Source organism: Polaromonas potterensis (genome assembly GCF_033446725.1).
Taxonomy (GTDB): Bacteria; Pseudomonadota; Gammaproteobacteria; order Burkholderiales; family Burkholderiaceae_C; genus Polaromonas.
In genome coordinates this window covers 46022-60741 of record NZ_JAWQLX010000005.1, presented here as the reverse complement: position 1 = coordinate 60741, position 14720 = coordinate 46022, and the positions used below count along the sequence as shown (strand labels likewise).

17 protein-coding genes are annotated in these 14720 nt (G+C 62.5%); 11 read left to right on the top strand and 6 right to left on the bottom strand.

What is annotated here, in order from left to right:
- Window positions 1–77 precede the first annotated feature (77 nt).
- Genes mobB through R6254_RS11015 form a run of 3 tightly spaced genes read left to right on the top strand, consistent with a single transcriptional unit; the run spans window position 78 to window position 2109 of the window.
- Entirely contained in the window at window positions 78–611 is a 534-nt protein-coding gene (gene mobB / locus R6254_RS11025; protein ID WP_318406784.1) for a molybdopterin-guanine dinucleotide biosynthesis protein B, read from the top strand.
- Window positions 608–1861 carry a molybdopterin molybdotransferase MoeA gene (locus R6254_RS11020; RefSeq protein WP_318406783.1) on the top strand — a complete coding sequence of 418 codons (1254 nt, stop codon included), beginning with the start codon at window positions 608–610 and terminating at the stop codon, window positions 1859–1861. The genes mobB and R6254_RS11020 overlap by 4 nt, the downstream gene beginning before the upstream one ends.
- Window positions 1858–2109 (top strand): MoaD/ThiS family protein, encoded by a 252-nt coding sequence (locus tag R6254_RS11015; RefSeq protein WP_318406782.1) that lies wholly within the window; start codon window positions 1858–1860, stop codon window positions 2107–2109. The genes R6254_RS11020 and R6254_RS11015 overlap by 4 nt, the downstream gene beginning before the upstream one ends.
- Window positions 2110–2116: 7 nt before the next feature.
- On the opposite strand, the gene R6254_RS11010 is transcribed toward R6254_RS11015, so the two are convergent.
- Entirely contained in the window at window positions 2117–2794 is a 678-nt protein-coding gene (locus R6254_RS11010; protein WP_318406781.1) for a lipocalin family protein, read from the bottom strand.
- Window positions 2795–2819: 25 nt separating this feature from the next.
- On the opposite strand from R6254_RS11010, the gene R6254_RS11005 reads away from it, so the two are divergent.
- On the top strand, window positions 2820–3071 hold the full coding sequence (locus tag R6254_RS11005; protein WP_412103159.1) for a MoaD/ThiS family protein: 252 nt from the start codon (window positions 2820–2822) through the stop codon (window positions 3069–3071).
- Between the two features lie 11 nt (window positions 3072–3082).
- Here R6254_RS11005 and dapA read toward each other — a convergent pair whose 3' ends face one another.
- Window positions 3083–3961: a 4-hydroxy-tetrahydrodipicolinate synthase gene (gene dapA / locus R6254_RS11000; RefSeq protein ID WP_318406780.1), complete on the bottom strand. Its 879-nt coding sequence runs from the start codon at window positions 3959–3961 to the stop codon at window positions 3083–3085.
- Between the two features lie 286 nt (window positions 3962–4247).
- Between dapA and R6254_RS10995 the strand changes: the two genes are divergently transcribed.
- Window positions 4248–4727 (top strand): molybdenum cofactor biosynthesis protein MoaE, encoded by a 480-nt coding sequence (locus tag R6254_RS10995; RefSeq protein WP_318406778.1) that lies wholly within the window; start codon window positions 4248–4250, stop codon window positions 4725–4727.
- 9 nt (window positions 4728–4736) lie between these two features.
- Here the strand turns inward: R6254_RS10995 and R6254_RS10990 are convergent, their stop codons facing one another.
- The gene (locus R6254_RS10990; RefSeq protein ID WP_318406776.1) at window positions 4737–5243 is read right to left on the bottom strand and encodes a MarR family winged helix-turn-helix transcriptional regulator; all 507 of its coding nucleotides are present in this window, start codon (window positions 5241–5243) and stop codon (window positions 4737–4739) included.
- A 107-nt stretch (window positions 5244–5350) separates the two neighbouring features.
- On the opposite strand from R6254_RS10990, the gene R6254_RS10985 reads away from it, so the two are divergent.
- Window positions 5351–6364, top strand: a complete 1014-nt coding sequence (locus R6254_RS10985; RefSeq protein ID WP_318406775.1) for a tripartite tricarboxylate transporter substrate binding protein — start codon at window positions 5351–5353, stop codon at window positions 6362–6364.
- A gap of 108 nt (window positions 6365–6472) precedes the next feature.
- On the top strand, window positions 6473–7720 hold the full coding sequence (locus R6254_RS10980; protein ID WP_318406773.1) for a flavin-dependent oxidoreductase: 1248 nt from the start codon (window positions 6473–6475) through the stop codon (window positions 7718–7720).
- A 3-nt stretch (window positions 7721–7723) separates the two neighbouring features.
- Here the strand turns inward: R6254_RS10980 and R6254_RS10975 are convergent, their stop codons facing one another.
- Window positions 7724–8329, bottom strand: coding sequence for a hypothetical protein (locus R6254_RS10975; protein WP_318406771.1), 606 nt, complete (start codon window positions 8327–8329; stop codon window positions 7724–7726).
- Window positions 8330–8466: 137 nt separating this feature from the next.
- Here R6254_RS10975 and clpB point away from each other — a divergent pair, with 137 nt between their 5' ends.
- The 4 genes from clpB (at window position 8467) to R6254_RS10955 (ending at window position 13328) form a co-directional block, all read left to right on the top strand.
- Entirely contained in the window at window positions 8467–11067 is a 2601-nt protein-coding gene (gene clpB / locus R6254_RS10970; protein ID WP_318406770.1) for an ATP-dependent chaperone ClpB, read from the top strand.
- Between the two features lie 396 nt (window positions 11068–11463).
- On the top strand, window positions 11464–12405 hold the full coding sequence (locus tag R6254_RS10965) for a histone deacetylase family protein (protein ID WP_318406769.1): 942 nt from the start codon (window positions 11464–11466) through the stop codon (window positions 12403–12405).
- 10 nt (window positions 12406–12415) lie between these two features.
- Window positions 12416–12613, top strand: coding sequence for a hypothetical protein (locus R6254_RS10960; protein WP_318406768.1), 198 nt, complete (start codon window positions 12416–12418; stop codon window positions 12611–12613).
- Complete coding sequence (locus tag R6254_RS10955; protein ID WP_318406767.1) at window positions 12606–13328, top strand: transporter substrate-binding domain-containing protein; 723 nt, start codon at window positions 12606–12608, stop codon at window positions 13326–13328. The genes R6254_RS10960 and R6254_RS10955 overlap by 8 nt, the downstream gene beginning before the upstream one ends.
- A 110-nt stretch (window positions 13329–13438) precedes the next feature.
- On the opposite strand, the gene R6254_RS10950 is transcribed toward R6254_RS10955, so the two are convergent.
- A complete protein-coding gene (locus tag R6254_RS10950; protein WP_318406766.1) occupies window positions 13439–13687 on the bottom strand; it encodes a DUF3297 family protein in 249 nt (82 codons plus the stop codon).
- 127 nt (window positions 13688–13814) lie between these two features.
- Window positions 13815–14528, bottom strand: coding sequence for a YebC/PmpR family DNA-binding transcriptional regulator (locus R6254_RS10945; protein ID WP_318406764.1), 714 nt, complete (start codon window positions 14526–14528; stop codon window positions 13815–13817).
- Between the last annotated feature and the right edge of the window lie 192 nt (window positions 14529–14720).

Sequence of the window (14720 nt, the reverse complement as noted above, 5' to 3'; positions counted from 1 at the left end):
ATCGGCCTCCAGCCCATACAGGGCGAGCGCCATCAGCTATTTTATTGATAGCGAACCAGGATCGGTGAAAACTGTTTATGAACGTGGTCGCATTCGCCGGTTACTCCGGCTCTGGGAAAACCAGCTTGGTCGAACGCCTGATCCCCGCGCTCAAGCAGCGCGGCTTGCGGGTCTCTGTTGTGAAACATGCCCACCACAGTTTCGACATTGACCACCCGGGCAAGGACACCTACCGGCATCGTGTGGCCGGTGCCTTCGAGGTGGTGGTCGCGTCCGAAAGCCGGCTGGCGCTGATCCGCGAGTTCGAGCAGCCGGCCGAGCTGTCCGTGCATCACCTGATTGCCGAGCTGTACGAAGGCATCGACTGGGTGCTGGTGGAAGGTTTCAAAAGCAGCGACCTGCTGAAAGTGGAAGTCTGGCGCGCCGCCACCGGCAAGCCGGTGCGTTACCCGGACGACCATTTTGTGGTCGCCATCGCCACCGATTCGCCGGAGCAACTGCCGGAGACCACCCTCAGACCGATACTGGATTTGAACGACGTCGAGACTCTGGCCACCTGGCTGATCGACAATCAAGAACGCTTTGTTTACCGTCCCGAGTTGTATTCATGAACACCCCCGCCGCTACTCCTTCAGCCCGTCCACCGCTGCGTGCACTGGATGAAGCCCTGGCCGAACTGCTGGCCCACGCCACGCCCGCCATGGGTCACGAGACTGTCTCCACCTTTGACGCCGACGGCCGCGTGCTGGCCCAAGACGTGGTCTCCGCGTTGCAAGTTCCGCCTGAAGACAACAGTTCCATGGACGGTTATGCCGTGCGTGTGGCCGAGGTGTTGGACCCCAGCGTGGCGCTGCGCGTGTCGCAGCGTATCCCCGCCGGCAGTGCCGGCAGCGCACTGGAGTCAGGCACGGTGGCACGTATCTTCACGGGCGCGCCGATTCCCGCTGGCGCCGATGCGGTGGTGATGCAGGAAGACACCGAAACCATCGCGGATCAAGCAGGTTTTGTACGTATCAAGCAGGCGCCGCAGCCGGCGCAATGGATTCGCCGCGCCGGCGAAGACGTCACGCGTGGTGCCACGGTGCTCTCAAAAGGAGAGCTGCTTACGCCCGCAGCGCTTGGGCTGGCGGCCAGTATTGGCATGGATGTCTTGCAGGTGAGCAAGCGCCCACGGGTGGCCTTGTTTTCCACCGGCGACGAACTGGTGATGCCGGGCGAGGTGGCCCCGGCGCAGATGCGGCCGGGCGCGATCTACAACTCCAACCGTTTCTTTTTGCGCGCCTTGCTGCAGCGCCTGGGCTGCGAGGTGAGCGACCTGGGCATCGTGCCGGACCAGCGTGAAGCCACGCTGGACGCGCTGCGTAGCGCCAGCCAGGCGCATGACCTGATCCTGACCAGCGGCGGCGTGTCGGTCGGTGAAGAAGACCACATCAAACCCGCGGTGCAGCAACTGGGTTCGCTGGCTATCTGGCAGATCGCCATCAAGCCGGGCAAACCGTTTGCTTACGGCAAAGTCGGCGCGGCGCATTTCATCGGCCTGCCGGGCAACCCGGTGTCCAGCTTCATCACCTTCCTGGTGCTGGTGCGGCCCTTTTTACTCAAGCTGCAGGGCGCGAGCGCGCTGCAGACGCAGCCGCTGGCCATGCGTGCAGATTTCGACTGGCCACGTGCCGACAAACGCCGCGAGTTTTTGCGCGTCAAGCGCAATGTCGCTGGCGGGCTGGACCTGTTTGCCAACCAGAGTTCGGGCGTGTTGACCTCGGCGGTCTGGGGCGACGGCGTGATCGACAACCCGGCGGGGCGGACGCTTGCACATGGTGACACGGTGCAGTTCATTCCGTTTTCGGCGCTGCTGTCATGAAAGTCCGCATCAAATATTTCGCCTCCATCCGCGAAACCATCGGGCAGGGCAGCGAGTTGCGCGACACGGCCGCCACCACGCTGGCCGGCCTGCGCGACGAGCTGCTGGCGAGCAGCCCGGCGCATGCGGACAGCCTGGCGCGCGGCAAGGCCGTGCGTATGGCGCTCAACCAGGTGATGAGTGATGAGTCGGCGGCCCTCAGCGAAGGCTGTGAGGTCGCTTTTTTCCCGCCTGTGACCGGCGGCTGAGCGCCGCTCAGGGTTGGGTGGTCACGGCCGTGCGTGTGACCGCCTTGGTGTCAAAGCCGTGTGCCGCCGCCTTGTCCAGCCAGCGCTGAACTTCCGCCGCCGGCATGTCGGGCTGGCGGGACAGCAGCCAGAGGTATTGGCGGTCGGGTGTTCCGACCAGCGACGTGGAATAGTCCCCGGCAATGTCCATCACCCAGTAGTCGCCCCACACCATGGGCAGCCAGCTCAGCCACGCCGGCGCAAAACGCACCTGCAGGCGGCCCACGTCCTCAGCCTCGCCAGCCCGGGGCGGCACCTTGCGGGCGATGCCGTCGGCCTGGCTGAGGCTGCCATCTGCGGTGCGGCAGCGGTTGAGCACCGACACCTCGCCGGAAGGCAGCGGGCGGTACTCGGCCGAGACATCGCCTTTCACGCATTTCTTTTGAAACGAGTTGGGGAGTCGGGCGATTTCATACCAGGTGCCGCTGTAACGCTGGAGGTCCAGGTGCGCCACCACCGGCAGGGGGGCCTGGGAGGCGTTTTCGGCGCGGGCCTGCAGGACCGGCAACGCGAAGCTCAGCGCCACGGCCGCGAATGCCGCAGCGCGGGACAGAGGGAGCCGGGCGGGGCGCGGACGGTGCTTCAGGGGCGTTGCAACGGTCGGGGCGGTGGTCTGGCGCATGCGGTTCTTTCTGAGTTCAATCATCAATGGAAACAAGAAGGTGTCCAGTATCGAGCTGTGCCGGTGCAGATCGCGTCATACAGGCTCGGCGGCGGGCGTCGGCGCGGGCCTACAGGGCCTACAAATGGCCTGTCTGGCGGCCCTGCGCGACGAACTGCTGGCGAGCAGCCCGGCCCATGCGGACAGCCTGGCGCGCCGCAAGGCGGTGCGTATGGCGCTCAACCAAGTCATGAGCAACGAGTCGGCGGCTTTGGTCGAAGGCTGCGAGGTTGCTTTTTTCCCACCTGTGACCGGCGGCTGATTCGCGCGGCGCTAGCGCACACGCGCATCCAACTGCTGCAGCTGTTCGGCCAGCGCAGCCGATGCCCGTGTCATGGGGCTGCGCAATTCATTGATGAGCAGACCTTGCTGCGCCAGCAGCGCCTTGAGCGGCCCCGGGTTGGGTTCGGCAAACAAACCCGTGATCAGTGGCAGCAAGGGCCGCCACAAGGTTTCGGCCCCGGCCAGGTCACCGCTCTGGATGCGCCGCAACACTGACACAAAACGCGCCGTGTGTACATGGGCCGCTGCCGAAATCGCGCCGTGGCCGCCCTGGACCAGGGTGGAAAAAATAGCCGCGTCTTCGCCGGCCAGCACCTGCAGCCGGCCATCGGCAATCAGGGCCCGCGTTTTGGCCGGGTCGCCGCCACAATCTTTCAGGGCGGCCATACGCGGGTGATTGGCCAGCGTGCGCAGGGTGGCCAGGTCTAGCTGGCTGCCGGTGCGGTAGGGAATGTCGTACAGAATCACCGGCAGCGCGCTGACATCGGCCAGGCTGCTGAACCACTCGATGAGGCCGGCCTGGGAAGGGCGGATATAGCTGGGCGCCGGCAACAGGATGCCGGCAATGTCCAGCGCGCCCAGGGCCTGGATGCGCGCCGCGGTTTTGCCCAGGTGGTAACCCGACACCCCCATGACCACCGGCAGGCCGGGTGCTTCGGCCAGCACGGTGTGCAACACGGCCAGTTGTTCTTCGTCGCTCAGGGCGGCGGCTTCGCCGGTGGAGCCGCAGACCACCAGCCCGGAGATGCCGCTGGCGCGGTAATGCCGCACCAATCGTTTCAGGGCCAGGTGGTCAACCTGGTGCTCCTCAAACGGCGTGACAAGCGGAAGCCAGAGGCCAGAAAAATTCTGATTCTGAGTGGTTGGCATAAAGACACTTTCCAAAAAACTGACCGGCTAAAAAGGCCGTCATCAGAACAAGAGAAAGGTGTCCGCAAAAGACCAGGGGAGTAAGTGGCGGTTCCATCGCTCATTCGACGACGGAACCGCAGCCCCGGTCAAATGAGCAACGGTTTTTTTGATTGGCTGGCAGCCGCTTCATGGCCGCGTACGCAGCAGGGCGTCCGGGTGGCAAGAAGGGGGCGGTGGCCAGTCATGGCGCAAATCTTAGCGGATGTGCCGGCTTTGGGCGAGGGCTGGTGGCAAAATTGCACACATGGCTTCTTCACCCCGTGTCCTGATCACCACCGACGACTTCAACCTGGCCGATGAGGTTGCCGCGCTGCGTGCGGATGACAAACGGGTGGGTGCGGTCTGCAGTTTTATCGGCACCGTCAGAGACCGCAATGACGGCCTGGGCGTCAGCAGCATGGAGCTGGAGCATTACCCCGGCATGACCGAAAAAGCCATCGAGGCCATGATTGACGAGGCGCTGCAGCGTTTTGATATCTACGCCGCCCGCGTGATCCACCGGGTTGGGCTGTTGCAGCCGCTGGACCAGATCGTGCTGGTGGCCGTGAGCTCGGCGCACCGGGGCCAGAGTTTTCAGGCCTGCGAGTTTTTGATGGACTACCTCAAGACCCAGGCGCCATTCTGGAAAAAAGAAGAGACCGACCAAGGTGCACGCTGGGTGGACGCACGTGTCAGCGACGACGCAGCCCTGGCCAAATGGGGCATCCAGGCCAGCAACGCTTAAGCGTCCGCTTTATTTCGGCTTGGGTTTTTCTTCCGAGCTGTCCTGGCCAGGCGGCACAAAAGCTGCCCGTGCCTCGCTCTCCAGCCCGACCGTCATCAACTGCAACAAGTCCACAAGCTGGGTTTGCTGCTCTTTGTTCAGCGGCGCCATCAGTCGGTGGTAGGCACGTTCGGCCGGTTCCTGCGCCTGCTTAAGCAAACTCAAGCCCTCCGCCGACAGCGAAATTGACAAATTACGCCGGCTGGCCGGTGCCTGTGCGCGTGCTATCAGGCCGCGTGTTTCCAGGCCGCGCAACACACGCAACACCGTCACCTTGTCGAAACCCAGTGCCCGCGCCAGGCTGGACTGGTCCAACCCGGGGCTGGCGCGCAACACACTGAGCACACCGAACTGGGCCGGCGTCAGCCCGACGTTGCGGCATTCATCTTCAAAAACGGCGGCTGAGATCTGGTGCGCCCGGCGCAGGAGGAAGCCGGGGCGGGCATAAAGCTGGGAGAGGTTGTGAGAAGCGGGCACAGGTGGTCTTGGGGTCTGGCTGGCGTTTGGCCGGCTAAGGGAATTCATGGATTGTGCCTCCCTGGATTTTGGTGAAAATGGTTAGCATGCAAACAAAGAGGCAGATCATGAAGCATACCTCCCATTCCTTCCGCCGTCTTGCCCTTCGCCTGGGGGTGTTGCTGGCCGCCACCGCCGCCAGCAGCGGCCTGCTGGCGCAGACAACAAGTCCCACGGTGGCGGTGGTGTTGCCGCAGACGCCCATCCGCCTGGTCGTGCCTTTCACGCCGGGCACCGGCATCGATTTGATTGCCCGCACGCTAGGCCCTCGCTTGTCCGAACGCCTGGGCCGGCCGGTGCTGGTGGACAACCGCGCCGGCGCCTCCGGCAACATCGGCACCGAGGCCGTGGTGCGCGCCGCGCCCAACGGCGCGACCTTGCTGGTCACCGTCAACACCCTGGTGATGAACGCCAGCCTGTATCCGCAACTGCCGTTCGACCCGGTGAAAGACCTGACGCCGGTGTCGCTGACCAGTTGGGGCCAGCTGATCCTGGTGGCCAATCCCAAGACCGGTTTCAAAAGCGCCACCGAGCTGGTGGCGGCGGCCCGCCAGTCGCCTGGCCGCATCAACTACGGCTCGCCCGGGGTGGGTACGCCGCACCACCTGTCCATGGAGCTGTTCAAGGCCACGGCGGGTGTGTTTGTCACCCACATTCCTTACCGCGGCACCGGCCCGGCCGTCACCGACTTGCTGGGTGGCCAGATCGACACCATGTTTTTGCCCATCCATGTGGCTTTGCCACATGTGAAAGCCGGCAAGCTGCTGGCGCTGGGCATTGGCAGCGACAAGCGCCACCCGCTGCTGCCCGAGGTGCCGACGCTGGCCGAGGCCAAGGCCGGCAATGTGAACGTGGACATGTGGTACGGCATCTTCGCGCCGCCCGGCATGGCGCCCGAGCTGGTGGCGCTGCTGAACCACGAGATCAAGGACATCCTGCTCAGTGACGAAGTCAAAAAAGCCTTCCAGACCCAGGGCATGGACCCCAGCAGCAGCACGCCGGGCGAGTTCAAAAGCCTGGTCGAAAAAGACGCCAAACGCTGGGCCCAGCTTATCAAGACCCAAGGCATTTCCGCCGACTGACATGTTGGCGCGCCTGATTTGCTATTAAAAAAGTAGCTGATTGCGCCCGTCCTATAAGGGATGAAGGCCAATTTGGCTGCATAAAAACGGTTTACCCGAGAAAACACCATGAAGATTGTTATTGTTGGCGGCGGCATAGGCGGCCTGAGCCTGGCCTTGGCGCTGCATCAGCGCGGCCTGGCTTGCGAGGTTTTTGAAACCGTGCCGCAGATCCAGGAACTGGGCGTGGGCATCACCTTGTTGCCACACGCCATGCGTGAGCTGGCGGCGCTGGGTCTGCAGGACCAGCTTGAAGCGGTCGGCATCCCGAACGAGGAAAGCGTGTTTTTCAACCGCTTCGGCCAGTTCATCTACAAAGAGCCGCGCGGCCGCCACGCCGGCTACGCGCTGCCCGAACTGGGCATTCCGCGCGGCAAGCTGCATCGGCTGCTGTACGAAGCGGCGCTGGAGCGCCTGGGGCCAGGTGTCATCCACACCGACCACCGCTGCACCGGCTTGGACCAGGATGACAGCGGCGCCACCGTGCATTTCATACAAAGCTCCAGCGGCGCGGTTTTACCGTCGGTGCGGGCCGACGTGGTGATTGCCTGCGACGGCGTCAACTCCACCGTGCGCCGCCAGTTCTATCCGGACGAGCAGCTCGCGTTTGCCGGCATCAACACCTGGCGCGGCGTCACACGGCACAAGCCGATTTTGACTGGCAAAAGTTATCTGCGTATAGGCTCCATCGCCACCGGCAAGATGGTGATTTACCCCATCGTTGATCAGCTTGATGACCAAGGCCATCAGTTGATCAACTGGGTGGCCGAAATCCAGCGCGACCAGGCGGTGATGAACGACTGGAACAAACGCGGTGAGTCCAAGGACTTTCTGGACATCTTCCAGGACTGGCGTTTCCCCTGGCTGGACGTGGCGGCGCTGATCGCCAATGCCGAACAAATCCTTGAATACCCCATGGTCGACAAAGACCCGGTGCCGCAATGGACGTTTGGCCGCGTGACCTTGCTGGGTGATGCCGCGCACCCGATGTACCCGCGCGGCTCCAACGGCTCGGCCCAGGCCATCATCGACGGCCGCACGCTGGCCGAACAACTGGCCCAGCATGCCGGCGCCGGTGAGGACGCGCGTGCCGCGCTGCTGGCTTACGAAAAACTGCGCCTGGGGCCAAGCACCCAGATCGTGTTGACGAATCGCTCGGTGCCACCCGATTTCATCAACATCAAGGTGGATGAACTGAGCGGCGGCAAACCGTTTGGCAGCATCGACGAGTTGATCAGCCAGCAGGAGCTGCGCGAGATTTCAGAACACTACAAAAAAGTCGCCGGCTTTTCGCTGGAAGCGCCCAAGCCTGGGTAAGCATCAGTTCAGGTACTTGGGCTTGGCCAGGTCCGTGGCCAGCAGCTCGGCCGCATCCGCGGGGCTGGCCACTGCTTCGGGCGTGGCCGGCGCGGCTGGCGCATCCAGCCAGCGCGCGGCATTCAATCCCTGGTGCAGCAACTGCAGCAAGCCATGGCTGAGCGGCGCCTCCATCATGAGCTGGAAGTTGCGCACGGCTTCCTGGCCCGGGATTTTTTCAAACACCTGCAGGCGCAACTCGCCATTGGCCATCAGCGTGAGTTTGGCTTCGGTCAGCAGCAGCGGCGCCGGGCCCATGGCCAAGCCATGGGCTTGTTTGGCGGGTTCTTCGTAAGGGGTCTCAAAATCCCCGGTGCGCAGCGAGGCTTCGGTCTGGAACGCCGACAGCAACTGGCTGCGCTGCTCGTCCAGGCTGGCCGCGGGGGTTGCCGGGCCAGCCAGCTTTTTCATCTGTTCGACGGTGGTGTGGTTCAGCACGGGCAGCAGGGCCAGCGCCAGGCGCCGGGTCAACCAGGCACGCAACTCGCCACTACCGTCCTTGCCATTGATCCGCATCAACAAACGGTCTTCTTCCAGCACGTAGAGGATGGAAAGCTGGTGTATGTTCATACAGAAGATTCTAGACCGCAGCCGGCAGGCGAGGCGGCGGATAAGCGAGCGGTTTCCAGACCTGATAGCCATCAGGGGTATTGAAAAAGCTTTGGTTTAGCCTCAGATCCATAACAATCAATTTTGGAGGACGCCCCATGCGCCAGGACAAACTCACGACTAAATTTCAGGAAGCGCTCAGCGATGCCCAGTCGCTGGCGCTGGGTAACGACAACGCCTATATCGAGCCGGTTCACCTGCTGGCCGCCATGTTGGGCCAGGACGACGGTCCGAAAGCGCTGCTGCAGCGCGCCGGTGTCAATGTCGCGGCCCTGCAGTCCGCTGCCGAGACGGCCATCAAAAAGCTGCCCTCGGTGCAGGGCCAGGACCAGATCCAGGTCGGGCCTGAGCTTGGCAAGCTGCTGCAAGCGACTGAAAAAGAAGCCATCAAGCGCGGTGACCAGTTCATCGCCGGCGAGCTGTTTTTGCTGGCGGTGGCCGATAGCAAAAGCGACGCAGGCCGGATCGCCAAAGAAGCCGGCCTGAGCCGCAAGGCGCTGGAGGTGGCGATTGAGGCTGTGCGTGGCGGCCAGGGCGTGGACAGCCCCGAGGCAGAAGGCCAGCGCGAAGCCCTCAAAAAATACTGCGTGGACATGACCGAACTCGCCCGCAAGGGCAAGCTGGACCCGGTGATTGGCCGCGACGATGAAATCCGCCGTGCCATCCAGGTGTTGCAGCGCCGCACCAAAAACAACCCGGTGCTGATCGGCGAGCCTGGCGTGGGTAAAACCGCGATTGTTGAAGGCCTGGCCCAGCGCATCGTGGCCGGCGAAGTGCCGGAGTCGCTCAAAGGCAAACGTGTGCTCAGCCTGGACATGGCCGCGCTGCTGGCTGGTGCCAAGTTCCGCGGCGAGTTCGAGGAGCGCCTGAAAACCGTGCTGAAAGAACTCGCCAAGGACGAAGGCCAGACCATTGTTTTTATCGACGAGCTGCACACCATGGTGGGTGCCGGCAAGGCCGAAGGCGCGATGGACGCCGGCAATATGCTGAAACCCGCGCTGGCGCGTGGCGAGCTGCATTGTGTGGGCGCGACCACCCTGGATGAATACCGCAAATACATTGAAAAAGACGCCGCGCTGGAGCGCCGCTTCCAGAAAATCCTGGTGGGTGAACCCACAGTGGAAGCGACCATCGCCATCTTGCGTGGCCTGCAGGAAAAATACGAAGCGCACCACGGCGTGCAGATCACCGACCCGGCCATAGTCGCCGCGGCCGAGTTGTCGCACCGCTACATCACGGACCGTTTTTTGCCCGACAAGGCGATCGACTTGATCGACGAGGCTGCGGCCAAGATCAAGATCGAGATGGACTCCAAGCCCGAGGTCATGGACAAACTCGACCGCCGGCTGATCCAGCTGCAGATCGAGCGCGAAGCCGTGCGCCGCGAAAAAGACGAAGCCTCGCAAAAACGCTTCGACCTGATCGAGGAAGAAATCACCAAGCTGCAGAAAGAAATTTCTGACCTGGACGAAATCTGGCAGGCCGAGAAAGCGCGCGCGCTGGGTTCCAAGGACGTGATGGAAGAGATCGACAAGACACGTTTCCAGATCGAGGAGCTCAAACGCAAGGGTGATTTCAACAAGGTGGCCGAACTGCAATACGGCAAGCTGCCCGAGCTGGAAAAACGCCTGAAAGAAGCGCAGGACACCGAAGACAAAAAGGGCGAAACCAGCGCGCCCACCTTGCTGCGCACCCAGGTTGGTGCCGAAGAAATCGCCGAGGTGGTGAGCCGCGCCACAGGTATTCCCGTGGCCAAGATGATGCAGGGCGAGCGCGACAAGCTGCTGATGATGGAAGACAAGCTGCACGAACGTGTGGTCGGCCAGGACGAAGCCATAGGTGCGGTGGCCAACGCCATCCGTCGCTCACGCTCGGGCCTCTCTGATCCGGATCGGCCGACCGGCAGCTTTTTGTTCCTCGGCCCCACGGGTGTCGGCAAGACCGAACTCTGCAAGGCACTGGCCGGCTTTTTGTTTGACAGCGAAGAGCACCTGGTCCGCATCGACATGAGCGAGTTCATGGAGAAACACTCGGTGGCCCGCCTGATTGGTGCGCCCCCGGGTTATGTGGGTTACGAAGAGGGCGGCTACCTGACCGAAGCCGTGCGCCGCAAGCCTTACAGCGTGTTGCTGCTCGACGAGGTCGAAAAAGCCCACCCGGACGTCTTCAACGTCTTGCTGCAGGTGCTGGACGATGGCCGCCTGACCGACGGCCAGGGCCGCACCGTGGACTTCAAGAACACGGTGATTGTGATGACCAGCAACATCGGTTCACCCATCATCCAGTCCATGGTCGGCGCCGACACGGAAGACATCAAGGACGCGGTGACGGACGAGCTGAAGAACTACTTCCGCCCGGAGTTTTTGAACCGTATCGACGAGATTGTGGTGTTCCATGCACTCGACGCGAAAAACATCGAGTCCATCGCCCGCATCCAGCTCAAGGTGCTGATAGCGCGCCTGGCGAAGATGGACCTGGCGATGGAGGTGTCGGAAGCGGCGATTGGCGAGCTGGCCAAGGTCGGCTTCGACCCGGTGTATGGCGCGCGGCCACTCAAACGGGCGATTCAACAGCGGATTGAAAACCCGCTGTCCAAGCTGCTGCTGGAAGGGCATTTTCCGCCCAAGAGTGTGATCCCGGTCGATGTCGATCCGGTGCTGCAGCCCGGCGTGTTCAAGTTCGACCGCGTCGTGCATTAAGTAGCCAGGCGACGCAAACGCTATCGTTCTAATAGCTGCTTGCGCAAGCTGTATGCGGGCTGATGGCCTGTTTGATGCATGAAGAAACTGAAAACCCGCTCTTGCCCAGGCAAAAGCGGGTTTTCTTCCATGGACCCGCCCCATGGCATCAGCTGGCAATGACATTGCCGAAGATCATCCAGCGAAAGATAAATCCTGGAGGAGCAATGATGAGCACCTTTCAAGAGATCCTGAAGCGCTTGGGCTTTTCAATTTGGTCAGGCGTCTAACTTGGCTTGCGTGCAGACCGCTGAATGAATCCCCCGGATTGAATGGCGGCTTGGCAGGCTGAAGCAAGCTGCCTTCTCGCGCAGGAGGCAGCTTCGCTATCATGGGTATCCACATATTGCGATCACCATGACCACCCTGATCTACAGCCACCCAGCCTGCTTCAACCACAAGCCCGGCCCGCAGCACCCAGAGTCGCCCGAGCGTCTCGAAGCCGTGTTGCAGGCACTGAAGACACCGGAATTTGCGGGCGCGGTCTGGCGCGATGCGCCGCTGGGCTCCTTCGAGCAGGTGTTGCATGTGCACACGCCTGACTACGTGGAAAAAGTGCAGGCGGCGTCGCCGACCGAGGGCTACCGAGCGCTGGATGCCGGTGACACCATCCTGTCGCCGGGCTCGCTGGAGGCGGTGATGCGTTGTGTGGGCGCGGCCTGCGCCGGTGTGGACGATGTGGTGTCCAAACAGGCGAGCAATGTTTTTTGCGCCACACGCCCTTGCGGTCATCACGCGGAGGCGGACCAGGCCATGGGCTTTTGCGTGTTCAACCAGGCGGCCATTGCCGCGATACATGCGCGCGAGAAACACGGCATCCAGCGTGTCGCGGTGGTGGACTTCGATGTGCACCACGGCAACGGCACGCAGAACTCGTTTTACGACGATCCCGACCTCTTCTATGGCTCCTGTCACCAGTCGCAGTTTTATCCCGGCACCGGCGCGCGCCATGAAACCGGCGTGGCCGGGAACATCGTCAATGTGCCCTTTCCGCGGGGCACGGGTTCAGCCGCCTTCCGCGCCGCCATGACAGACCAGTTGCTGCCGGCCCTGCGCAAGTTCGCGCCCGGGCTGCTGATCATCTCCGCGGGCTTCGATGCGCATCAGCTGGACCCGCTGGGCGGACTGCAGTTCACCGACGACGATTACCACTGGATCACCCGCGAGCTGATGAAGGTGGCCGATGAAAGCGCCGATGGCCGTGTGGTGTCCGTCCTGGAAGGGGGCTACAGCATGGAGGGCCTGGCCAGCGGCACGGCGGCGCATGTGCGCGCGCTGATGGGGGCTGAGGGCGTCTAAGATGGCGCCCATGGAACGCAAACTCCGGGTCGGGCAGCCCATCACCCCTGAAGAATTCGACGAACTCTCCGACGCGCAGCTTGAGCGTCTTGTTCCCAAGGCGCACCGGGAGTTCTTTCCCGGCAAGGACGACTGCGCCGACGGCCATTTTTATCTGCACGACGGCACCGCGTGGAGTTTCTACAAGGGAGGGTTCCTCGATGACTGATCTGGCCAAAGAGTTCGCACCTGCGGGCAGGCTGCGCGCTTCGCTGAACATGGGCAACCCGGTGCTCGCGCACAGCCACACGGCCCCGGAAAAGCCTGCTGGCGTCACCATCGACCTGTCGCGTGAATTCGCGCGTGAGCTGGGCGTGGCGGTGGATTTCCTGCAGTTCGACACCGCCGCCAAATCGGTCGCTGCGCTGGCCAGTGGCGAGGCCGACATCGGCTTCATGGCGATTGATCCGCTGCGTGCCGAAACCACACATTTCACGCCGGCCTATGTGCAGATCGAGGGCTACTACCTCGTTCCCGAAGGCTCGACTATCCAGACCAATGCGGACGTGGACCGCGCCGGCACGCGCATCGTGATGGGCGCCGGCAGTGCCTACGGCCTGTACCTGCAGCGGAACATCCAGCACGCAACGCTGGTGCAGGTGCCAACCTCGGAGGCCGTGGTCGATGCCATGCGCAAGGACGGCCTGGAAGTGGCGTCCGGCGTCAAGCAGGGGCTGGAAGCGGACGCCCATCGTGTCGGCGGGGTGCGCCTGCTGGGCGAGCGCTTCATGGTGATCAACCAGGCGATGGCCATGCCGAGAACGCGCAGCGCTGCAGCGGCCGCCTTTCTCGATGATTTTGTCACCCGCATGAAACGCGGCGGCTTTGTCGCCGCTTCGCTCGCGCGCCATGCCATTGCTGGCGCGACTGTCGCCGACAATTGACCTTCGGTCGGTCGGGGTGCTCTTCTTTTAATAGCTGCTTGCGCCCGCGCTGCTTGGGCTGTAGGCCTTATTGGCTTAAATTTTTACAAATAAACGGCAAAAAGCCGTTTTCATTTGTAAAACGCCTCGACCTTGCCCTTGATCTTGATCAGCAGCGGGTGGCCCTTGCGGTCCAGCGCCTTGCCTGCGGGCACCTTGACCCAGCCTTCGCTGATGCAATATTCCTCGACGTCCGAACGTTCCTTGTCGTTGAAACGAATGCCGATGTCGTGTTCAAACACGGCGGCAACGTGATGGGGGCTGCGCGGGTCAATCGACAGGTGGTCGGGCAGGGGAGGGAGTTGGGTGGCTTCGTTCATGGCTATCTTTTTTTCAATTAACGCGAGTCGGTATCAAACAGGGCTCGATTTTCCATGATTTGGCCGTGGCCGGAATCAGAGCTTCAAACAGGCTGCGTGGCCTGCTTTGAATTCAATCGCCGTAGTCTTAACCCGCCAGGCCGGCAAAAATAGTCTGCACATCGTCATTGGCATCGATGGCGGCCAGAAAAGCCTCCACTTCTTCCAGCTCCGCGGCGCTTAAGGTTGCCGGGTCAATCGGGTTTTTGGCCTTGTAGCCCAGCTTGGCGGACAGGACGCTAAAACCCTGGGCCGGCAAGGCGCGGCTGACCAGGTCCAAGTCGGCCGCATCGGTCAGGAACAGGGTGGTGCCGTCTTCCTCGCCGGGCTCGAAGTCCTGCGCGCCGGCTTCAATGGCGGCCAGTTCGGGATCGGCATCCGGGGCGGCCGGTTCGGCTTCGATCATGCCCACGTGGTCAAAATCCCAGGACACCGAGCCGGAGGTGCCCAGTTGCCCCTTGCGGAACAAGACGCGCATTTCAGGCGCGGTGCGGTTCAGGTTGTCGGTCAGGCATTCGACCATGACAGGCACGCGGTGCGGCGCGAAACCTTCGTAAATCACATGTTCGAAATGCACGGACTCACCCGTCAGGCCCGCGCCTTTCTTGATGGCGCGCTCCAGGGTGTCCTTGGGCATGGAGACCTTGCGGGCCTGCTCCACCACCAGCCGCAAACGTGCGTTCAAGGCCGGATCGGCCCCGCTGCGCGCCGCGACCATGATTTCCTTGGCCAGTTTGCCAAATACCTTGCCCTTGGCATTTGCGGCCAGTTCCTTGCCTTTTGCTTTCCACTGCGCGCCCATGCTTGAAATTCCTTGGTGTTGCGGCGCTCACAGGCGCCTGACTGGTTGGTGGTGACCGGGACCTGCGCTTGTCTTACAAAAATGGGCGCGGGACCGGGGGGTTCTGTTTATACACCCAACCGCTGGACTTGAACTCGGAGGTGCCGGAGGCGGTGATGGTCAAACGGGCGGAGGGCGGCTTTGATTCCTTGT